The 19,537-nt window shown below is 63.3% G+C and carries 17 protein-coding genes, 2 tRNA genes and 1 pseudogene; 4 read left to right on the top strand and 16 right to left on the bottom strand.

What is annotated here, in order from left to right:
• Window positions 1-293 (bottom strand): annotated as a pseudogene (locus tag FNL14_RS16725) (class E sortase); the annotation flags it as partial.
• 174 nt (window positions 294-467) lie between these two features.
• Here FNL14_RS16725 and FNL14_RS16720 point away from each other — a divergent pair.
• Both FNL14_RS16720 and FNL14_RS16715 read left to right on the top strand, forming a co-directional pair.
• The gene (locus FNL14_RS16720; RefSeq protein WP_091419633.1) at window positions 468-719 is read left to right on the top strand and encodes a cell division protein CrgA; all 252 of its coding nucleotides are present in this window, start codon (window positions 468-470) and stop codon (window positions 717-719) included.
• Window positions 720-731: 12 nt separating this feature from the next.
• The gene (locus FNL14_RS16715) at window positions 732-1,343 is read left to right on the top strand and encodes a DNA-3-methyladenine glycosylase I (RefSeq protein WP_142062131.1); all 612 of its coding nucleotides are present in this window, start codon (window positions 732-734) and stop codon (window positions 1,341-1,343) included.
• A 207-nt stretch (window positions 1,344-1,550) separates the two neighbouring features.
• Here FNL14_RS16715 and FNL14_RS16710 read toward each other — a convergent pair whose 3' ends face one another.
• The 3 genes from FNL14_RS16710 to FNL14_RS16700 form a co-directional block, all read right to left on the bottom strand.
• Window positions 1,551-2,018: a carboxymuconolactone decarboxylase family protein gene (locus FNL14_RS16710; protein WP_142062128.1), complete on the bottom strand. Its 468-nt coding sequence runs from the start codon at window positions 2,016-2,018 to the stop codon at window positions 1,551-1,553.
• 591 nt (window positions 2,019-2,609) lie between these two features.
• Complete coding sequence (locus FNL14_RS16705) at window positions 2,610-3,488, bottom strand: rhomboid family intramembrane serine protease (protein WP_142062125.1); 879 nt, start codon at window positions 3,486-3,488, stop codon at window positions 2,610-2,612.
• 9 nt (window positions 3,489-3,497) lie between these two features.
• Window positions 3,498-4,043: a peptidylprolyl isomerase gene (locus FNL14_RS16700; RefSeq protein WP_091419357.1), complete on the bottom strand. Its 546-nt coding sequence runs from the start codon at window positions 4,041-4,043 to the stop codon at window positions 3,498-3,500.
• A gap of 153 nt (window positions 4,044-4,196) precedes the next feature.
• Here FNL14_RS16700 and FNL14_RS16695 point away from each other — a divergent pair, with 153 nt between their 5' ends.
• Entirely contained in the window at window positions 4,197-5,153 is a 957-nt protein-coding gene (locus FNL14_RS16695; protein ID WP_142062122.1) for a hypothetical protein, read from the top strand.
• Window positions 5,154-5,278: 125 nt separating this feature from the next.
• Window positions 5,279-6,154, top strand: coding sequence for a glycosyltransferase family 2 protein (locus tag FNL14_RS16690; RefSeq protein ID WP_142062119.1), 876 nt, complete (start codon window positions 5,279-5,281; stop codon window positions 6,152-6,154).
• 29 nt (window positions 6,155-6,183) lie between these two features.
• Here the strand turns inward: FNL14_RS16690 and FNL14_RS16685 are convergent, their stop codons facing one another.
• From FNL14_RS16685 to dnaA, 12 genes are all read right to left on the bottom strand, one after another.
• Complete coding sequence (locus FNL14_RS16685; protein WP_142062144.1) at window positions 6,184-7,134, bottom strand: DMT family transporter; 951 nt, start codon at window positions 7,132-7,134, stop codon at window positions 6,184-6,186.
• Window positions 7,135-7,206: 72 nt separating this feature from the next.
• Window positions 7,207-7,282: transfer RNA gene (locus FNL14_RS16680), tRNA-Ala, on the bottom strand.
• A 72-nt stretch (window positions 7,283-7,354) separates the two neighbouring features.
• Entirely contained in the window at window positions 7,355-7,471 is a 117-nt protein-coding gene (locus tag FNL14_RS23505) for a DLW-39 family protein (RefSeq protein ID WP_220126193.1), read from the bottom strand.
• Between the two features lie 68 nt (window positions 7,472-7,539).
• Window positions 7,540-7,613, bottom strand: a tRNA-Ile gene (locus FNL14_RS16675).
• Window positions 7,614-7,710: 97 nt separating this feature from the next.
• Window positions 7,711-8,388 carry a DUF3566 domain-containing protein gene (locus FNL14_RS16670; protein WP_091419362.1) on the bottom strand — a complete coding sequence of 226 codons (678 nt, stop codon included), beginning with the start codon at window positions 8,386-8,388 and terminating at the stop codon, window positions 7,711-7,713.
• Window positions 8,381-11,059: a DNA gyrase subunit A gene (gene gyrA / locus FNL14_RS16665; RefSeq protein WP_091419364.1), complete on the bottom strand. Its 2,679-nt coding sequence runs from the start codon at window positions 11,057-11,059 to the stop codon at window positions 8,381-8,383. Before gyrA ends, FNL14_RS16670 begins: the two co-directional genes overlap by 8 nt.
• Window positions 11,060-11,115: 56 nt before the next feature.
• Entirely contained in the window at window positions 11,116-13,188 is a 2,073-nt protein-coding gene (gene gyrB, locus FNL14_RS16660; protein ID WP_091419365.1) for a DNA topoisomerase (ATP-hydrolyzing) subunit B, read from the bottom strand.
• A gap of 381 nt (window positions 13,189-13,569) precedes the next feature.
• Entirely contained in the window at window positions 13,570-14,127 is a 558-nt protein-coding gene (locus tag FNL14_RS16655; protein ID WP_142062116.1) for a DUF721 domain-containing protein, read from the bottom strand.
• Complete coding sequence (gene recF / locus FNL14_RS16650) at window positions 14,120-15,322, bottom strand: DNA replication/repair protein RecF (protein WP_142062113.1); 1,203 nt, start codon at window positions 15,320-15,322, stop codon at window positions 14,120-14,122. The genes FNL14_RS16655 and recF overlap by 8 nt, the downstream gene beginning before the upstream one ends.
• 45 nt (window positions 15,323-15,367) lie before the next feature.
• Window positions 15,368-16,252, bottom strand: a complete 885-nt coding sequence (gene gnd, locus FNL14_RS16645; RefSeq protein ID WP_142062110.1) for a phosphogluconate dehydrogenase (NAD(+)-dependent, decarboxylating) — start codon at window positions 16,250-16,252, stop codon at window positions 15,368-15,370.
• 102 nt (window positions 16,253-16,354) lie between these two features.
• Window positions 16,355-17,479: a DNA polymerase III subunit beta gene (dnaN, locus tag FNL14_RS16640; RefSeq protein ID WP_091419638.1), complete on the bottom strand. Its 1,125-nt coding sequence runs from the start codon at window positions 17,477-17,479 to the stop codon at window positions 16,355-16,357.
• 524 nt (window positions 17,480-18,003) lie between these two features.
• On the bottom strand, window positions 18,004-19,425 hold the full coding sequence (gene dnaA / locus FNL14_RS16635) for a chromosomal replication initiator protein DnaA (protein ID WP_091419371.1): 1,422 nt from the start codon (window positions 19,423-19,425) through the stop codon (window positions 18,004-18,006).
• Window positions 19,426-19,537 lie beyond the last annotated feature (112 nt).

The raw sequence follows: 19,537 nt of genomic DNA, 5'->3' as shown, positions 1-19,537 counted from the left end.
TTAAGAGACTGGCCCTCGGCGGGTGGGCCGAATTGTTCGGGGGGGGCCGGAGCGGCGGGGGCTTCCGGAGCGGCAGGTTCGGGGGTGCCCAGATCCTGGGCGAACTCCTTGATCGCTGCGCTCTGCTTGGCATCCGATTCAACGTTGGTCCACCACAGCTGCCAGGCGACAAACAACAGCAGGACCACCCCGGCGGTGATGAGCAGCTCACCCAGGACCTGGATGGTTCCGCGCAGAAATACGACGCCGGCACGCGGCGCAGCGGCGGGCCTCGCCTTCTCCTGCAGTACCACGCATTCTCCTCGGGGCGGTTGCGGCGGGCACTGGTGCCCCATGAACTACGACTAGAATTGGCTGCTAGTAAGAATCCAGATTTGACCAAGATCGCGCAGACCGCTGGCAACTTCCTTCTTGCAGGATATCAAGCCCGGAACGCCGAGCTTGTCTCAGCCCGCCAAGGAGAGCCAGTGCCCGAGTCAAAGCCTCGCAAGAAGACCGCCAGCACCACCGCGCAGGCGTCGTCCCAGACCTACAAGCCCAACCCTGTCTGGTTCAAGCCGGTCATGTTCGGCCTGATGATCATTGGCCTCCTCTGGATCATCACTTTCTACATCAGCGAAGGCCGGCTTCCAGTCCAGGCGTGGGCATCATGGAACATCGTGGCCGGCTTCGGCATCGCCATCGTAGGGTTCCTGATGACCACGCGGTGGCGTTCATAGCCGGTGGCATCCATGGCGCCTGACAGCGGCGCGGTGCTGGGCGAGGACGGGCTCGCGCGTCCCCTGTGGGCTTCCACGGACCCCCTCCTGCGCGAGTACTACGACACCGAGTGGGGCCTGCCGGTCACCGACGAACAGGGACTCTACGAGCGCATCTGCCTTGAGGGCTTCCAAGCCGGGCTGTCCTGGGCAACCATCCTCCGCAAGCGCCCCGCATTCCGCGAGGCATTCGCCGCCTTCAACCCCGACGCCGTTGCCTCGTTTACCGAGGCCGACGTGGAGCGCCTGATGCAGGACCCGGGCATTGTGCGGAACCGGCTGAAGATCCGGTCCGCCATCAGCAACGCCAAGGCCACCCTCGCCCTGCGGCAGGACGGTGGCCTGGTGGACTTCGTGTGGCAGTTCAAGCCCGCGCAGACGCCCAGCCCGGCCTTCCACGCTGACATTCCCACGCAGTCCCCGGAGTCGGTGGCGCTGTCCAAGGCGCTGCGGAAAAGGGGATTCTCCTTCGTGGGACCCACCACTATGTTCGCCCTGATGGAAGCCATTGGCATGGTGGACACCCACCTGCTGGACAGCCACCGCCGTGGATCCTCGGGAATCTGGGCCGCTCCAGGGGTCTAGCCTTCTAAGTTTTCCCCAACTGTTGGGAAAGTTATCCACACTGTTGAAAACTTTCCACTGCCACCGCACCGAAGCCGTACTGGGGAGCCATGACGCACCAAAAGCGTCAAACCGGCCATCCGCATGCAGTTATTAACAGTGTGGAAGACCTGTGGATAAACCGGGGCAGTGCACGCATAATCGAGCTTCACCCGGGGAACCTGCTCTCTACCGGTCCCGGGCGACCGGATGGTGGCTGGTGATAGAGACCCGGTTGAAAGCATTCATGGCAATGGCCAGCCAGCTCACCGCGGAAAATTCCTCCTCCGAAAGGTGCTCCCGGGCGTAGGCTTCCTCGTGCCCCTGCACACTATGGCCCGGCAGCTCCGTAATGCTCTCTGCCAATGCGAGTGCCGCCCGCTCTTTCTCCGTAAAGAGAGCCGTCTCGCGCCATGCCGGCAGCACAGCCAGGCGCTGCGCGGTTTCCCCGGCCTCCATGGCTTCCCTGACGTGCAGGTCCAGGCAGTAGGCACAACCGTTGAGCTGTGAGACCCGCACCCGAAGGAGCTCCACGGTGGTTTCGTCCAGCCCGGCCGCCTCCGCGGCCTCCCGCACCTTGAGTCCGAGCCCGTTGAGGGCACGCCACAGGGTTGGATGCTGCTTGTCGAGATAGATGTGCTGGGTGGTGGCGCTCAATGGTTTCTCCTGGACGAACACAACGGTGGGGAAAACTGGCAGGTGGACAGCCCAGCCCAAAGGAGCGGGCGTGAGTCCGTTGCCACCAGCTTTACACACCTGGCCTGTTGATCTTTTCCACTTACCAACACCGCGATACCCACAACTTATCCACAGCTGTGGAAATGCATGGGGAAATTTCGACGCCGCGGGCCGTTTGGCACTGCTGCGCGGGTGTTCTTCCAGAAGGAACTACATGACTGTCAGTTATTAACACTGTGCACAAGCCTGTTGAAAGTTCCGCGACGAAGGGCTTCCGAGGGTGCGAAGCCAAGGTTTCCAGCGGTTTTTTCCACAGACCGGCGGTATTGACCCGATTTGTCCACTTAAGCACAGCCCTATCCCCAAGAGTTATCCACAGATGTGGATGAAGGAAGGGGATATCCGGGAAAACTCCTGCCTGCTGGCGGGAAACGTGCTTTTCCGATCAGAACTACAGGCGTGTAAGTTACCAACACTGTGGATAAAGGCTGTGGATAAAGAAGGCCCCGGCATCCGTGTGGATGGCGGGGCCTTCTCTTGAGGGAGTGGAAGCTGCGGTGGCTGCGGGACCTACAGTGAGATGCGTATCCAGCTGGCGGCAATCAGCAGCGCCAGGAAGGCTGCCAGCCCCGCTGCCTGGATCAGGCCCTGCCTGGGTCCGCGGGGGGTGTAGGCGAGGACGGCCGCGCACAGCGCGCCGGTAACCAGCCCGCCGAGGTGCGCCTGCCAGGCGATCTGGGGGATCAGGAAACCGATCACACCGTTGATGGCGATCAGCACCCAGAGCTGGCGGGTGTCCCCGCCCCGGTGCCGCTGCACCAGCAGCATGGCGCCGAAGAGGCCGAAGATGGCACCGGAAGCACCGACCACTGCTCCTGGTTGCTGACCCGGCACGTAGAGCGACGTGAGCATGAGGTAGCCAACAGAGCCGCCGATGGCAGAGACCACGTACAGTGCCAGGAAGCGCACGCGGCCCAGCAAAGGCTCAAGGGCCTGGCCGAAAATCCACAGCGTATACATGTTCAAGATGATGTGGAGGTAGGAGCCCTGGGAGTGCAGGAACGCCGCCGTGAACATCCGCCAGGGCTCAAACTGCCCCCACCGTGGTTCTGCAAAGATATTGGCGTAGGCCAGACTCTGTAATACCGCTTGGTTGGGCACCAACAACTGCAGCGCATACATCACCACGCACACGGCGATGATGGCGTACGTTACCAATGGTTTGCCGGCCACTGCGGCGCCGCCGTAGACGGTCCGTACCTCCGGCGTCGTACGCCGTGTTTCGTTGACGCAGTCAACGCATTGGAATCCGACGGCGGCCGCCCGCTGGCAGTCCGGGCATGCGGGGCGTCCGCACCGCTGGCAGCGCACATAGGATGGCCGGTCCGGGTGCCGGGGGCACACCGGAACCTGCGCGGACGGCTCAGCCGACGGAATTCCGTAACTCATGGAAGGGGATTACAGCTGTTCGATGTCGATGCTGTTGATGGTGACGTCCTCTACCGGGCGGTCACCCATGCCGGTGCGGACACCCTCGATGGCGTCAACGACCTTCTTGGATTCGTCGTCCGCCACTTCGCCGAAGATGCTGTGCTTGCCCTGCAGCCAGTCGGTGGGGATGGTGGTGATGAAGAACTGTGAGCCGTTGGTGCCCTTGCCCATGCGGATGCCGGCGTTGGCCATGGCCAGCTTGTACGGCTGGTTGAAGCTGAGTTCGGGGTGGATCTCGTCGTCGAACTGGTAGCCCGGTCCGCCCACGCCGCGGCCCAGCGGGTCGCCGGCCTGGATCATGAAGTCCTTGATGATGCGGTGGAAGATGGTGCCGTTGTACAGCGGCGTACCCGTCTTGTCCTCGCCCGTTTCCGGGTGGGTCCAAGCCTGCTCGCCGGTGGCGAGGCCAATAAAGTTCTTGACCGTCTTGGGCGCGTGGTTGCCGAAGAGGTTCACGACGATGTCGCCGAGGCTTGTGTGGATGGTTGCTTTTGCGGTTGCGATGGCAGTCATAGGCCCATTCTTTCACGGCCCAATCGGGTGGCGAGGGCTGAGGGGACAGTTCCGCGCTCGGTGAAATCCGCCTAAAATCCGGGATGAGAATAGCCGGTGAACATCAAGCCACGTAGGCTAACCACAGACCGTCACATTAATCGGGAGGTAGTTGTGAAGAAATCGGATCGTATTGCCCGTGACCTTGAGCAGTCAGTCACCAGCGCCGTAGAGAATGCCCGGGATTGGGCAGCCCCCCGCGTGGAAGCAGCTGTTGACTGGGCTGTTCCCCGTCTCCAGCACAGCCTGGATACTGCTTCTCCCAAGATCCAGGAAGGCCTGAAGAGCGCGGCGCACAACCTGGCCGACGGCGTTGCAACAGTGACACCGCGCCTCCAGGATGGCCTGGCGAATTTGGCCCCGCGCATCAACGATGCCGTGGAGGGCGCGTCTCCCCGGCTGCATGAGGCCCTGGACAAGGCCACCCCGGTCATCCTCAACGCCCGTGACCGGGTGGTTGTTGAATACCTTCCCCGCCTGTCGGACCAGATCGGCCAGGCATCCGAGGTTGTGCACCGCACGCTCGAGAACACACCGGCCCACGTTGACGCCGTCGCCCAGAAGCTGGGCGACGTTGGAATCATCCACGCCCTCCAGGAGCAGGCCCAGGCCACCGGTACCCAGCTGAAGGCAGCCGCAACGGAGGCCGGCCGCACCGTAGGCATCCAGCTGGCAGAGCCGCAGAAGCCCAAGAAGCGCGGCTGGCTGGTCTTCGGTGTCATCGCGGCGGCCGTTGCCGCCGGCGTGGCAGCCTGGAAAGCCTCCAAGCCGGTTGAGGATCCGTGGAAGACGCCGTCCCCGGTCACGCCCACTCCTGCACCCGTCCCGGCCACCACGGTGAACGACGTTCCCGAGGCCACCAGCGGCACCGTGGCTGACACCACCGCGGGTGCGGCTGCGGCACCCGATGAAACCGCCGATGACGCCGCGGACAAAGCCAAGCACGTGGCCGAGGATATTCCGGGCGCCACGGCGCCGATCGTCACGGACGCGAAGACTGCCACGCAGAACATCGCCTCCAACATCGGCAACGGCAAGTCCACCGCCGACAAGGATGCCACGCAGTCCTAGTACTGCTGCGCTGTGCCTAAGGGCTCCGCCCCGGTGACAAGTTCACTGGGGCGGGGCCCTTTATTCATGTCCACCTTCCATCGCGCTCCGGGGGCGGGCCACTGATCGGTGCTAGATTTGGACTGATGTCAGCCGATCAATCCTCTGAGGATGCCTTGCACGACGCAGCAGACCAGCCCCGCGTGTCCATTGTCATCCCGGCATACAACGAGGAGAGCGTCATCCGGCAGTGCCTCATAGCTGCCATCTACCAGTCGGTGCCCGCCCACGAAATCATCGTGGTGGACAACCTCTCCAAGGACCGGACCGCTGACATCGTCCGCCAGATGCAGCTTGAGTATCCGGAAAGCCCCATCATCCTGCTCAGCCAGGACAAGGAGCAGGGACTCATACCCACCCGCAACTTCGGCCTGGACAACGCTACCGGCGACATTTTGGGCCGCATTGACGCTGACTCCGTAGTAGAGCCGGACTGGGTGGAGCAGGTGCAGCGCGCGTTCGACGATCCGTCAGTCCAGGCCGCCACCGGCCCCGTGGTCTACTACGACATGCCCATGCGCCGCTTCGGCCTCAAAGCCGACGACAAGATGCGCCAGCTCATGCTGAAGCTTGCCAAGCACCAGTACCACTTCCTGTTCGGCTCCAACATGGCCCTGCGTTCTTCCGCCTGGCAGATCATCCGCTCAGAGACGTGCCGTGACGAGAAGGACGAGATGCATGAGGACATCGATCTGTCCCTGCACCTGGCAGACCACGAGCTGAAGATCAACTACTGCCCCCAGATGGTGTCCGGTATGTCCGCGCGCCGCCTGGAGGATTCACCCCGCGACTACCGCTATTACGTCACCCGCTTTGACCGCACGTACAAGGCTCACAACGTTAAGAAGATGGCCCTGAAGGCACCCATGGTGGTCTTCTTCTCGGTGTACTTCCCGGCCAAGCTCCTGCGGGCCATCCACACCGTTAATACAGCCCAGCCTGCCCGCCGCGGCGGCCAGTAGGGTTCGGCGGGAAACGCCGGCCTAACGGGTCAGTCCGTCCCCAGTTCGGCCAGCGGCCGGTCCGGTGGTCCGTCCTGGTCCCGCTTTCCTGCTCCGCGTCCCCATCTTCCCGCCCTTCCGGGCTTTTGGCCCAGGACCACAACGGCGAGTCCCACCAGGATCAGTCCCAATCCCGCATAGGTACCGGCGGGGAGTTTCTCCTGGAGGAACAAGGCGGCCAGGAGGGCCGCACCGGGGATTTCCAGCAGAATGATCATCGACACCAGCAGCGGACTCATCGTGGCGAGCAGGTGGTTGAACGCGGTATGGCCCACGAGCTGGGCGCAGACGGTGATCGCCAGGATGCCCAGCCAGCCGGCCGCCTCAAAGCCCGCCAGGGGCTGTCCGCCCAGCAGTGCCATGACCGCCACCAGGACAGCACACATCCCGTAGCAAAGTGTTGTGTAGGTCCCGGTGGTCATACTCTGCCGGGCCTTGCCTCCCGCCAGGGTGTACAGCCCGGCCAGGGCACCGCCCGCCACGGCCAGCAGGTCTCCCAGGAGGGCGTCCGGAGAAGATCCCATATCAAAGCCCGTAATCGCCACCACTCCGCCAAAGGCGATGCCCAGCCCGGCCAGCACCTGCCACCGGTGCCTGGTTCCCCTGAAGAGCTGGAAGACAGCGATCCACGCGGACTGCAGGCACACCAGCGCCGTGGCTGCCGCAACGGAGGTCAGCTGCAGCGACGTAATGAAGCAGGCAAAGTGCAGGGCAAGGGCGACGGCGGCGAGCAGCGACCAGCGGAATTCCCCCCTGGTCACCCTGCCGAACTGGGCCGGTTGACGGATGAGCGTAGGGGTTGCCATGACGGCGGCACCGATGGCATTGCGCCAGAAGGCTATGGCCAGGGCACTGACGCTGGTGGCCCCCAGGGTGGCTGCTATCAGCGGGCCCGAGGAGGCGACACCCAGCACACCAAGGGCTGCAATAAAGAAGGCCACCATCCACCCCTACGTGTGCCGGAGAAAAACAAAAGTCCCGGCCAGCGTTTCCGCTGAACCGGGACTTCCTTATGGTGGAGGCACGGGGACTCGAACCCCGAACCCCCTGCTTGCAAAGCAGGTGCGCTACCAATTGCGCCATGCCCCCATAAGAAGCAACCCGTCCATCATACCCTAGAACCTTGGGGCTGCTGACCAGCTCCAAGACCAGGCGTCCGGCCTAGTCAACCGAATCGGTCGACTCGCTCCAGACTGTTTTCCGGGCTTCGGATTCCTGTGCTTTCCGGTAGACCAGGAAGCCTGCGATTGCGGCTGCCAGTACAAGCAACTTCTTCACATGCTCCCCGTTCCGGTCCGGCCGCAGTACTGCGTACCAAACCTCCACTTGAACCTGCACAGGTTCCGTGGGCGTACCAGGACTTGAACCTGGGACCTCTTCGTTATCAGCGAAGCGCTCTAACCGCCTGAGCTATACGCCCCGATACCTCATCGGGCCGAGACATGACTTTACAGCACATCCCGGCCCGATCTCAAATCGGGCGCTTTCACCGCAATTTGCCCGGTGAAAGCAAGGGCCTAATCGTCGGTGAGGGTAACGCCGATGCCGCCCACCAAGGTGGCGGCAATGTTGTACAGGACAGCCGAAAGCATGGAGAGCGCGGTCAGCAGGACAACATTCACCACGGCAATGATGGTGGCGAACGAGGCCACCTGCCCAAGCGATGCAACCTTCTTCAGTTCGAAGCCGCCGCCCTCTGAGCCGGCGAGCGTACCAAGCAGGCTGTCTACCTGGTCAAAGATGCCGGTGAGGTCCAGGACGGTCCACAGGACGATCGCAGCCACCACCGTGACGATTCCCAACGCCACGGACAGCAGGAAGGCCATCTTCAGGACGGACCACGGGTCGACTTTGCTGACCAGCAGCCGCGCGCGCCTGACCTTGGCCTTGGGCGCCGGCTTTACCAGCCCCGGACCGCCCTGGGCAGGCCGCTGGCCCTGCTGCGGGCCCTGCGCCGGACGCTGGCCGGGGACAGACGCTCCCGCAGCCGTGCGCGGCGCGGCCTGTCCCGGCGTCGGCCGTTCACCCTGGAGGGGACGCTGGCCGGGGACCGCAGGGCGCTGCCCTGGGGCTGCCGCGGGGGCGGCAGGACGCTGCTGCGGACGAACAGGAGCGTTAACCCGGGGTGCGGCCGAGGGCCGGTTTCCCTCGGAAGCTGAAGTGTTCGGCCTGGGAAATGAGTCGGGATTACTCACTCGTTACCTCCGTGTTGTCTTCGTTCGGCTCAGCGTCGCCCGAGGCGTCCTCTGACTCAACGGCCGGTGATTCTTCTGCCAGTGCTGACTCTGCGGCTTCCTCCGGGGAACCGCCATCTTCAGCCAACGTTACGTCATCGGCCAGCGATTCCTCGCCCTCAAGGCCGCGTTCGCTGTTGCGCGCCACCTCGATGATCCGGTCGTTTTTGTCCGGCTTGGCGAAGATAACGCCCATCGTGTCGCGGCCCTTGGCAGGGACACCGGCCACCGATGAACGGACCACCTTGCCGCCTTCCATCACCACCAGCACCTCGTCCTCTTCCTGGACAATAAGTGCGCCCACCAGGTCACCGCGTTCTTCGGCAAGCTTGGCAACCTTGATGCCCAGCCCGCCGCGGCCCTGGAGCCGGTATTCCTCCACCGCAGTGCGCTTGGCGTAGCCGCCCTCAGTCACGATGAACACGAACGAGCCGTCGGTCACTACGTTGGCGGCGAGCAGTTCATCGTCCTCGCGGAACTTCATGCCCGTGACGCCGGAGGTTGCCCGGCCCATGGGGCGGAGTGCATCCTCAGTGGCCGTGAAGCGGATGGACTGCCCCTTCCGGGACACCAGAAGCAGATCGTCGGTTTCGGAGACCAGCTGCGCGGACACCAGTTCGTCGCCGTCGCGGAGGTTGATGGCGATCACGCCGGCGGAGCGGTTGGTGTCGTAGTCCTCCAGCCGCGTCTTCTTCACCAGTCCGCGCTTGGTGGCGAGGACCAGGTACGGAGCCTGCTGGTAGTCCTTCAGGTCCAGCACCTGGGCGATGTGCTCGTCCGGCTGGAACGCCATCAGGTTGGCAACGTGCTGGCCCTTGGCGTCGCGGCCGGCTTCCATCAGCTCGTAGGCCTTGGCGCGGTACACCCGGCCGAGGTTGGTGAAGAAGAGGAGCCAGTGGTGGGTGGTGGTGACAAAGAAGTGCTCCACCACGTCATCGCCGCGCAGCTGGGCACCCTTGATGCCCTTGCCGCCGCGCTGCTGCGAACGGTAGTTGTCGCTCCGGGTCCGCTTGACGTAGCCGCCGCGGGTGATGGTGACCACCATCTCCTCTTCGGGGATGAGGTCCTCCATGGACATGTCGCCGTCGAAGCCCATCAGGATCTTCGTGCGGCGGTCATCACCGTGCTTATCCACGATCTCGCCAAGCTCAGTGCTGATGATTTCGCGCTGGCGCTGCTCGGAGGCGAGGATCTCGTTGTATTCGGCAATGAGGGCTTCGAGCTCTGAGTGCCGGTCCTGGATCTTCTGGCGTTCCAGGGCTGCAAGTCGCCGCAACTGCATGTCCAGGATGGCCCTGGCCTGCAGTTCATCGATGTCCAGCAGTTCCATCAGGCCGTCGCGTGCTGCTTCGGTGGTGTTGGACGCGCGGATCAGGGCGATGACCTCGTCCAGCGCGTCCAGCGCCTTCAGCAGCGCCCGCAGGATGTGGGCTTCTTCTTCGGCCTTGCGCAGCCGGTACCTGGTGCGGCGGGCGATGACGTCCATCTGGTGCGTGACCCAGTGCCGGATGAAGGCGTCCAGGCTCAGGGTGCGGGGCACGCCGTCCACAATCGCCAGCATGTTGGCGGAGAAGTTGCTCTGCAGTTCGGTGTGCTTGTAGAGGTTGTTCAGCACCACCTTGGCCACGGCGTCGCGCTTGAGCACGATGACCAGCCGCTGGCCGGTACGGCCCGAGGTTTCATCGCGGAGGTCCGCGATGCCCTGGATCTTGCCGTCCTTGACCAGTTCGGCGATCTTGATGGCCAGGTTGTCCGGGTTGGCCTGGTACGGCAGTTCGGTGACCACCAGGCACGTGCGGCCCTGCAGTTCCTCCACGTTCACCACGGCTCGCATGGTGACGGAGCCGCGGCCGGTCCGGTAGGCGTCCTCGATGCCCTTGTGGCCCAGGATGGTGGCGCCGGTGGGGAAATCGGGTCCCTTGACCCGGCGCAGGAGTTCTTCGAGCAGTTCCTCGCGGCTTGCAGTCGGGTTGGCCAGGTACCACTGCACCCCGTCAGCCACCTCACGGAGGTTGTGCGGCGGGATGTTGGTGGCCATGCCGACGGCGATGCCGGAGGAGCCATTCACCAGCAGGTTGGGGAACCTGGCCGGCAGGATGGTGGGTTCCTGGTTCTTGCCGTCGTAGTTGTCCTGGAAATCGACAGTTTCCTCGTCGATGTCGCGGACCATTTCCATGGCCAGCGGGGCCATCTTGGTTTCGGTGTAACGGGGTGCAGCCGCGCCGTCGTTACCCGGTGAACCGAAGTTGCCCTGGCCCAGGGCCAGGGGGTAGCGCATGGTCCAGTCCTGGATGAGGCGGACCAGTGCGTCATAGATCGCGGTGTCGCCGTGGGGGTGGTACTGGCCCATGACCTCGCCCACCACGCGGGCACACTTGTTGAAGGATCGCTCCGGGCGGTAGCCGCCGTCGAACATCGCGTACAGCACGCGGCGGTGCACGGGCTTGAGTCCGTCGCGGACGTCCGGAAGGGCACGGCCCACGATAACGGCCATGGCGTAGTCCAGGTAGGACCGCTGCATTTCCGTCTGCAGGTCCACCTGCTCCACGCGGTCAACCAGCACGTCGCCTTCAAGAACGGTGTCCGGGTTCCCGGCTTCGGGGGCCGGGTTCTCGGGTGTTTCGTCGCTCATGTTCTATTTCCGTTTCAGGTATATGTCGGCTCTGGAATATCTATGCGGGTGAAGCCCTAGATGTCCAGGAACCTGACGTCCTTGGCGTTCTGCTGGATGAAGTTACGGCGTGATTCCACGTCCTCGCCCATCAGGACGGAGAAGATCTGGTCCGCAGCCAACGCGTCATCCATGGTGACCTGCAGCAGCGTGCGGTTGTCCGGATCCATGGTGGTGTCCCACAGTTCGGTGTAGTCCATTTCGCCGAGGCCCTTGTAGCGCTGGATGCCGTTGTCCTTGGGGATGCGGCGTCCTGCCGCCTGCCCGGCGAGGAGCTTGGCGTCGCGTTCCTTGTCGCTGTACACGTAGTCGTGGGCAGCGTTGGACCACTTGATCCGGTACAGCGGCGGCTGGGCCAGGTAAACGTAGCCGTTTTCGATCAGCGGGCGCATGTAGCGGAACAGCAGCGTCATCAGCAGGGTGGTGATGTGCTGGCCGTCCACATCAGCATCTGCCATCAGGACGATCTTGTGGTACCGGAGCTTGGAGAGGTCAAAATCCTCACCGATGCCCGTGCCGAAAGCCGTGATCATGGACTGGACCTCCGCGTTGCCCAGGGCCTTGTCCAGGCGGGCACGCTCTACGTTCAGGATCTTGCCGCGGAGGGGAAGGATGGCCTGGGTCTCGGGGTTGCGGCCGCGCTTGGCGGAACCGCCTGCCGAGTCACCCTCCACGATGTAGACCTCGCACCTCTCCGGATCCTTGGAGGAGCAGTCGGACAGCTTGCCCGGCATGCCGAAGGATTCCAGCGGGCTCTTGCGGCGGGCGTTGTCGCGGGCTTTGCGTGCAGCCATGCGGGCCTGCGCTGCCGAGATCGCCTTGCGGATGACGTCGCGGGCGGGACCGGGGTTGCGTTCCAGCCAGTCGCCGAGCCCATCGGTCACAACGCGCTGGACGAAGCCCTTGACCTCGGAGTTGCCCAGCTTGGTCTTGGTCTGGCCCTCGAACTGCGGCTCGGCGAGTTTGACGGAAATGACGGCGGTGAGGCCCTCACGGATGTCGTCACCGGTGAGGTTGTCGTCCTTTTCCTTGATGATGCCCTTCTCGCGCGCGTAGCGGTTGATCAGGGAGGTCATGGCAGCGCGGAAACCCTCTTCGTGGGTGCCGCCTTCGTGCGTGTTGATGGTGTTGGCGTAGGTGTGGACGCTCTCGGAGTAGGCGTTGGTCCACTGCATTGCCATTTCCAGGGCGATCTTGCGCTCCTGGTCCTCGGTTTCGAAGGCGATGACGTCCTCGTGGACCACGTCCACCTTCTTGCCCGAGTTGAGGTGCTTGACGTAGTCCAGCAGGCCCTCGTTGTACTGGTACACCACGGTGCGGTGCTCTGCGCTGACTTCGCCTTCGGTGACTACGCCGTCCAGATCGAGGTCGGCATCCGCCTCGCTGTCGCCGGCGGGGGTGCGTTCGTCGGTCAGGGTAATGCGCAGGCCCTTGTTGAGGAAAGCCATCTGCTGGAAACGTGCGCGCAGGGTCTCGAAATCGAACTCGGTGGTCTCGAAGATCGCCGGGTCCGGGTAGAACGTCTGGGTGGTTCCGGTGAGGTCTGTTTCCTCACCCTGCACCAGGCTGCCCTGGGGCTTGCCGCCGTCGGCGAAGGACATCCGCCAGACATGGCCCTGGCGGCGGACCTCTGTGTCCACCCGGCTGGACAGTGCGTTGACAACGGAGATACCCACGCCGTGGAGGCCGCCGGAAACGGCGTAGCCGCCGCCGCCGAACTTTCCACCCGCGTGCAGGATGGTCATAACAACTTCCACCGTGGGCTTGTGTTCGGTGGGGTGCATGTCCACGGGGATGCCGCGGCCGTCGTCGACAACCTTCACGCCGCCGTCGGCCTGGAGCACTACCTCGATATGAGTGCAGTATCCGGCCAGGGCTTCATCAACGGAGTTGTCCACCACTTCGTACACCAGGTGGTGGAGTCCGCGGGGTCCGGTGGAGCCGATGTACATGCCGGGACGCTTCCGGACAGCTTCCAGGCCTTCAAGCACGGTAATGTCGCTGGCGCCATACTCCCGTGGAGTGTCAGGCGTGCGGGCATCCTCGACTGCGGATTCAACTGCCAGAATATCTGTATTGTCGTTAGCCACAGGCGCTGTCGACTCCTCTGTTCTCGATGATGGCCGGCCGAAAAGCTCTTCCAGGCATGGAAAAACCGTCCGCCAACAGGCACAAACTTATGGCGCCGGCTACTAGCTGATGGTGGGATCCGATATCCGCGTGCTGGAACCATGCGGAGAACGGACTCAGTCAACGTTTCACCGGCGCCCAGTTATCTACAACGATTCTACCGTGTAACAGGCCGGATTCCCGCATTCCGGAGACCGTGGATGGCGGGCGATATGCCTGCTGCAGGGCGTAGACCGCGCCTTGGGCGCTCCGAAACTCCGGCCTGCGGGTGCCTATACACCCTCCGGCCCTTCCAGGGCGCTACACGGCAATCAGAGGATTTTCAAGAGTTCGACGGCGGGCTATCCGTAAGTGTCCCGCGGTCCCCGGCCGTTGACGGTCCGGCCACCCTTGCGCCAGCTCGGCGCGGATGGCCCCAAAACCTGGATGCTCGTGACCACGCCCTCGCCCAGCTCCACCCGGAATTTCTCGAGCAGGCTCATGCTGAGGAGCCGCAGCTGCGTGGCCCAGGCCGTTGAATCACACCTGACATGCAACGTGGTGTCCGTGAAGCTTTCGGGCGTGCAGTGCGCCGAGATTTCCGGCCCCACCAGGGTGGCCCATTCCGCCATCACGGAGCCGACGGCAACCGGGGAGGTCCAACCGCGTTCGGCCACCAAACGGCCAACCACTTTGCCCAGTCCCAGCGGATCGCGGCCGGTGGCATGGAACTGGCTGAATCCGCGGGTATCCCGGATACCGCGCTTGGCCTTCTGGGATCCGGGACGCACTGCTGTCCTGCGGATCTCGCCCCGGGCGGCCGCAGCTTCCCGCATTCTGTTCAGGGCGGCCTGGGGCGCATCGATATTGTCGGGCTCACGGCCCGGCTGCCGGGCGTCGTCGTCCTTGGCCCTACTCATCGATACCTCCCGCGATGACCTTCACCCGCCGTCCGGACAGCTCTTCCGGGATATCGGCGTCGACGGCGGCGGTCACCAGGACCTGTTCCGCACCCGAGACTATTGCGGCCAGTTTACGCCTGCGCTGCACGTCCAGCTCGGCAAAAACGTCGTCGAGGATCAGGATGGGCGCGGAACCACCGGTCCGGGCGTCGTCCAGCATCACGTAGTAGGACGCGAGGCGCAGCGCCAGGCACATGGACCATGTTTCTCCGTGGGATGCGTACCCTTTGGCGGGCGCCTGGCCCAGGACCAGTTCCAGTTCGTCGCGGTGGGGACCCACCAGCGAAATGCCGCGCTCCAGTTCCTTGCGGCGGGAGTCGGCAAAGGCGCGCACATAGCGCTCCGTCAGCTGTTCCACGGTGAGCTGGCGCAAGTCCTCAGGTTCCGGTGTCGTACCTCCGGCTCCGCTGCCGGCAGGGCGCAACTCGGGGGCGCCGTCGTCGTCCATCTGGTTCTGGAGGGTGGAACGGTAGATGGCGTCGGCCGGCTTTGAGGTGTCCGTGAGCCCGGCATATGCCTTGGCAAGGTGCGGGCGGAGGCGCTCCACGAGCTCGAGCCGTGCGTGCAGCAGTTCGGCACCGGCTTTGGCCATGTGCTGGTCCCACACATCCAGCGTTGCTTCATGCACCGGGGTGAATTTGCCTGCCCGGGCGGACTTCAGCAGTGCGTTGCGCTGTTTGAGCACGCGGTCGTAATCGCTGCGGGTGGCCGCGTGGTGCGGAATCAGGCTGGCGAGGAGTTCATCCAGGAAGCGGCGGCGGTTGGACGGATCACCCTTCACCAGGGCCAGGTCCTCGGGCGCAAAGAGCACCGTCTGGCAAATGCCCAGCAGGTCGCGGGCGCGGACCGGATTGCTGCGGTTGATCCGGCCGCGGTTGGCCCGGCCGGCATTGATTTCCAGTTCGAGAACCGTGGTCTGCCCGCCGCGGACCAGCCGGGCCCTGACCAGCGCGCGCTCGGTACCGAACCGCAGCAGCGGACCGTCGGAGCTGACCCGGTGGGAGCTGAGGGTGGCCAGGTACCCGATGGCTTCCATCAGGTTGGTTTTGCCGATGCCGTTGTAGCCCACCAGGACGGTGACGCCCGGGCCCAGGGCAAGGTCAACCTGGGCGTAACTGCGGAAATCAGTCAGCGAGAGGTGTTCTATGTACACGCGGTTTTCGGCAATTCCGGGAACCTCCCAGGTTCCCTCTGGTTGCTACTTGGCAGGACGGGTGGCGTGCCCGCCGAACTGGTGGCGCAGGGCGGACACCATCTTCATGGCCGGGGAGCTGTCCTCGCGGGATTCAAAGCGGGCGAACAGGGCAGCCGTGATGGCCGGTGCGGGAATGGCGTTGGCGATGGCCTCTTCCACAGTCCACCTGCCCTCGCCCGAGTCCTCGACGTAGTCATCAATGTTCTGCAGCCCCGGGTCCTCGTCCAGCGCTTTGACCAGGAGGTCCAGCAGCCACGACCGGACCACGGTGCCCTTTTGCCAGGCGCGGAAGGTGCCGGGCAGATCGTTGATGATGTCCTTGGATGCGAGGAGCTGGTACCCCTCGGCGTACGCCTGCATCAGGCCGTACTCAATGCCGTTATGCACCATCTTGGCGTAATGGCCGGCACCGATTCCGCCCACGTGGACAAAACTGTCAGCGCGTTCACCTTCGGGGCGGAGGGCGTCAAAGACCGGAAGGGCGCGCTCAATGTCGGCGGCGTCACCGCCTGCCATCAGGCCGTAACCGTTCTGGAGCCCCCACACCCCGCCGGACACACCACAGTCTGCGAAGTGGATACCCTTGGCCGCCAGGAGTTCGCCGTGTTTCTGGTCCTCCGTGAAGCGGGAGTTGCCGCCGTCGATCACCAGGTCACCCTCGGTGAGTTTTTCGCTGAGCTCCTTGACGACGGCGTCCGTGATGTCACCGGCAGGAACCATCACCCAGATGAGCCTTGGGGCGGGGACTGCTGCGATGAGCTCATCAATGGAACCGGCGTCCGTGACGTCCGGGTTCCGGTCATAGCCAGTGACCTCAACGCCGCCCTTGCGCAGGCGTTCGCGCATGTTGAATCCCATTTTGCCAAGGCCAATCAGTCCAATATGCATGGTGGAATCTCTTTCTGCGCTGGGGGTGGGAAATTCTCTGGCTTGCCCAACTGGGTAGCTCTAAGTGTCGTTTTGGGCGGCCAAAACGACACTTGCTGCTACTTAGTTGGGGAGGCGGACCGGCATCACGAGGTAGCGGTAGTCATCCTGGTCTTCGCCGTCCGCGTCCGCCTGGGCCGTGATCATGGCCGGCTTCGGTGCCGTGGTGAACGAGAACCGGACGAACTTGGTTTCGATGACGCTCAGGCCTTCCACCAGGTAGTGCGGGTTGAAGGCCACTGTGATGTCGTCGCCGGAAAGCTGCGCTTCCAGTTCCTCGGAGGCCTGTGCGTCTTCGCCTGTGCCGGCGTCCAGGTTCAGCAGGCCTTGGGTAAAGGCGAGGCGGACCGGGGTGTTGCGCTCTGCTACCAGCGAGACACGGCGTACCGCTTCGACGAGTTCCTGGGTCTGGACGGTGGCGTGGATTGGCGTGGAATCCGGGAAAAGGGAGCGGATCTTCGGGTAGTCGCCGTCCACCAGCAGGGACGTGGTGGTGCGGCCGCCGCTTTCGAAACCGATCAGCCGGCTGTCATCATCCGAGAGGGCAAGCTGGATGTCTCCGCTGTTGCCCAGGGTCTTGGCAACCTCGTTGAGGGTTTTTGCCTTGACCAGTGCACTGGTGGAGATGCCCGGAGTGACAGGCTTCCACGGAACTTCACGCATGGCGAGCCGGTAGCGGTCAGTGGCGAGAAGGGTGATGAGGTCGTCCTCGATCTCCATCCGCACACCGGTGAGGATGGGCAGGGTGTCGTCTTTGCTCGCAGCAATGATCACTTGGGAAACAGCCTGGGCAAACGAGTCACCGGGAACTGTTCCGCTCACCGTGGGCAGGGCGGGAAGCGGCGGGTATTCCGCTTCCGGCATGGTGGCCAGGTGGAAGCTGCTGCGGCGGCAGGTGAGGGTGACTTTATTGCCGTCCGTTTCGACGTCCACGGGAGCGGAAGGAAGGCTGCGGCAGATGTCAGCAAGGAGGCGGCCTGAAACCAGGATGGTTCCTTCGTCCCGGATGTCAGCGGCAATCTCCAGCCGTGCTGACGTTTCGTAGTCAAAGCTCGAGAGGCTGACCGTGCCTGCTTCAGCCTTCAGGAGGAGGCCGGAAAGGACGGGGACAGGCGGCCGCGGAGACAACGAGCGGGCTGTCCAGGTGACGGCTTCTGCCAGGACGTCCCGATCGACTCTGAACTTCACGGAAGGGTGCCGCCTTTCATTGCTGCTGCGTTGGTGTTCGACGAAACTTCCCGCAGGAAGCTCCTCAAGGGAGTTGTCCCACACCTGAACTTGCATGGTCCGTGCTGCCTGAACCACGCAGAAACCCAAGGATGGGAGCGCTGCTGACAGCTTAGCCGGAAGATCCGGGATTAACCCATCCCCACTTTGCGGCGTTGGCCCCTTGGGGCCGGCGGCCCCTCCGAGCGGTGCGGGCGGATCGATCTTGTTGTTTGAGGGACTTCAAATTTTTGGGATTAGTAGTGTTAATAACTGCTGTGGAAACTGTGGATAACTGCCTCTCGCCGTACGATCCGGCGGTTAAGCCCTGTTCATGGACTGTGGGTGGAGCAGGTTTTAAACAGGGTGTGGATGGGGATAAGAATTTTGGCGTTTTTCGCGATCCACAGGCGGCTTAAGGGTTTTAAGCCCATTAACCGCGGTTGTCCCCTTAAGTATCCACAGGCTTATCCACATGCACCTGTTAATAAGGTATCGATGCTTGGTCAGGAATCCCGTTGCTGTTGCTTGATCCGGTTGGTCAGCTCGGTCACCTGGTTGTAGATCACACGGCGCTCGGCCATCAGTTCCCGGATTTTGCGGTCTGCGTGAATCACGGTGGTGTGGTCGCGGCCGCCAAGCTCCTGGCCGATCTTGGGAAGCGACATGTCGGTCAGCTCCCGGCAGAGGTACATGGCGATCTGGCGTGCGGTGACCAGCGTCCTGGTGCGGGACTTGCTGCAAAGCTCTTCCATGCTGAGCTTGAAGTACTCGGCCGTCTGCTGCAGGATCTGGCTGGACGTGATCTCCTGGGCGCCGTCGTCGGTGATGAGGTCCTTGAGCACCATCTCGGCGAGGGCAACGTCCACGGGCTGACGGTTGAGGCTTGCAAAGGCAGTGACCCTGATCAGGGCGCCTTCAAGTTCGCGGATGTTGCTGGAAATCTTGGACGCGATGTATTCGAGGGCGTCGTCCGGAGCAGACAGGCCTTCACTGAGGGCCTTCTTGCGGAGGATCGCGATACGGGTTTCCAGTTCCGGCGGCTGGATGTCCGTCAGCAGGCCCCACTCGAAGCGTGATTTCATCCGGTCCTCGAACCCGGCGAGCAGCTTGGGCGGCTGGTCCGAGGTAATGACCACCTGCTTGTTGTTGTTGTGCAGCGAGTTGAATGTGTGGAAGAACTCCTCCAGCGTCCGGTCCTTGCCGGCCAGGAACTGGATGTCATCGATGAGCAGGACGTCCACGTTGCGGTAAGTGGTCTTGAAACTGGCGCCTTCATCGTCACGGATGGAGTTGATGAAGTCGTTGGTGAATTCTTCGGAATTGACGTACCGCACGCGGATGCCGCTGTAGAGCCGCCGGGCGTAGTGGCCGATGGCGTGCAGGAGGTGGGTCTTGCCCAACCCCGAATCGCCGTAGATGAACAGCGGGTTGTAGGCCTTGGCCGGAGCTTCGGCGACGGCGACGGCCGCGGCGTGGGCGAAGCGGTTGGACGAGCCGATCACGAAGGTGTCAAACACGTACTTGGGATTCAGCCGACCGAATTCGTGGGAGGTGCTCGGCAGCATGGGCTGCGGCTTCTGCTCGATCAGCTGGTCCGGCGAGAAGGAAGGCTCCACAACAGGTTCGGGCTCTTCGTGGATGGGCACCAGGTCCGTGTCCACGTCAATGGCACAGCGGATGTCCTCGGAGAAGACGCTGTGCAGCGCATCATCCAGGGCGTCCTTGACCTGGGTCTGAAGCACTTCACGGGTAAGTTCATTGGGTACTGCCACCAGCAGGGTGGAACCGATCAGGCCCTGGGCCTGGGCAAGGATGACAAAGCCACGCTGACGGGGTGAAACGCGGTGGTCCTGTTCCAGCAGGCTGACAACGCGGCGCCAGGAACTTCCGACAGTATTGGCGTGATTGGCTTCGTCTACTGTCATCAATTGGTTCCCTCAAAACTTGCTTTGCCTGCATTGCCTGCAGCCGCAAGCACGGAACCAGGATCCGGTTCAGCTTCATCCACAGGGTTATACACAGCACGTGGATAATCGG

Source organism: Pseudarthrobacter sp. B4EP4b, assembly GCF_006680095.1.
Classification (GTDB): Bacteria; Actinomycetota; Actinomycetes; order Actinomycetales; family Micrococcaceae; genus Arthrobacter.
Note: the sequence above shows the minus strand (reverse complement) of the source record. Positions and strands in the feature narration are given on the sequence as shown.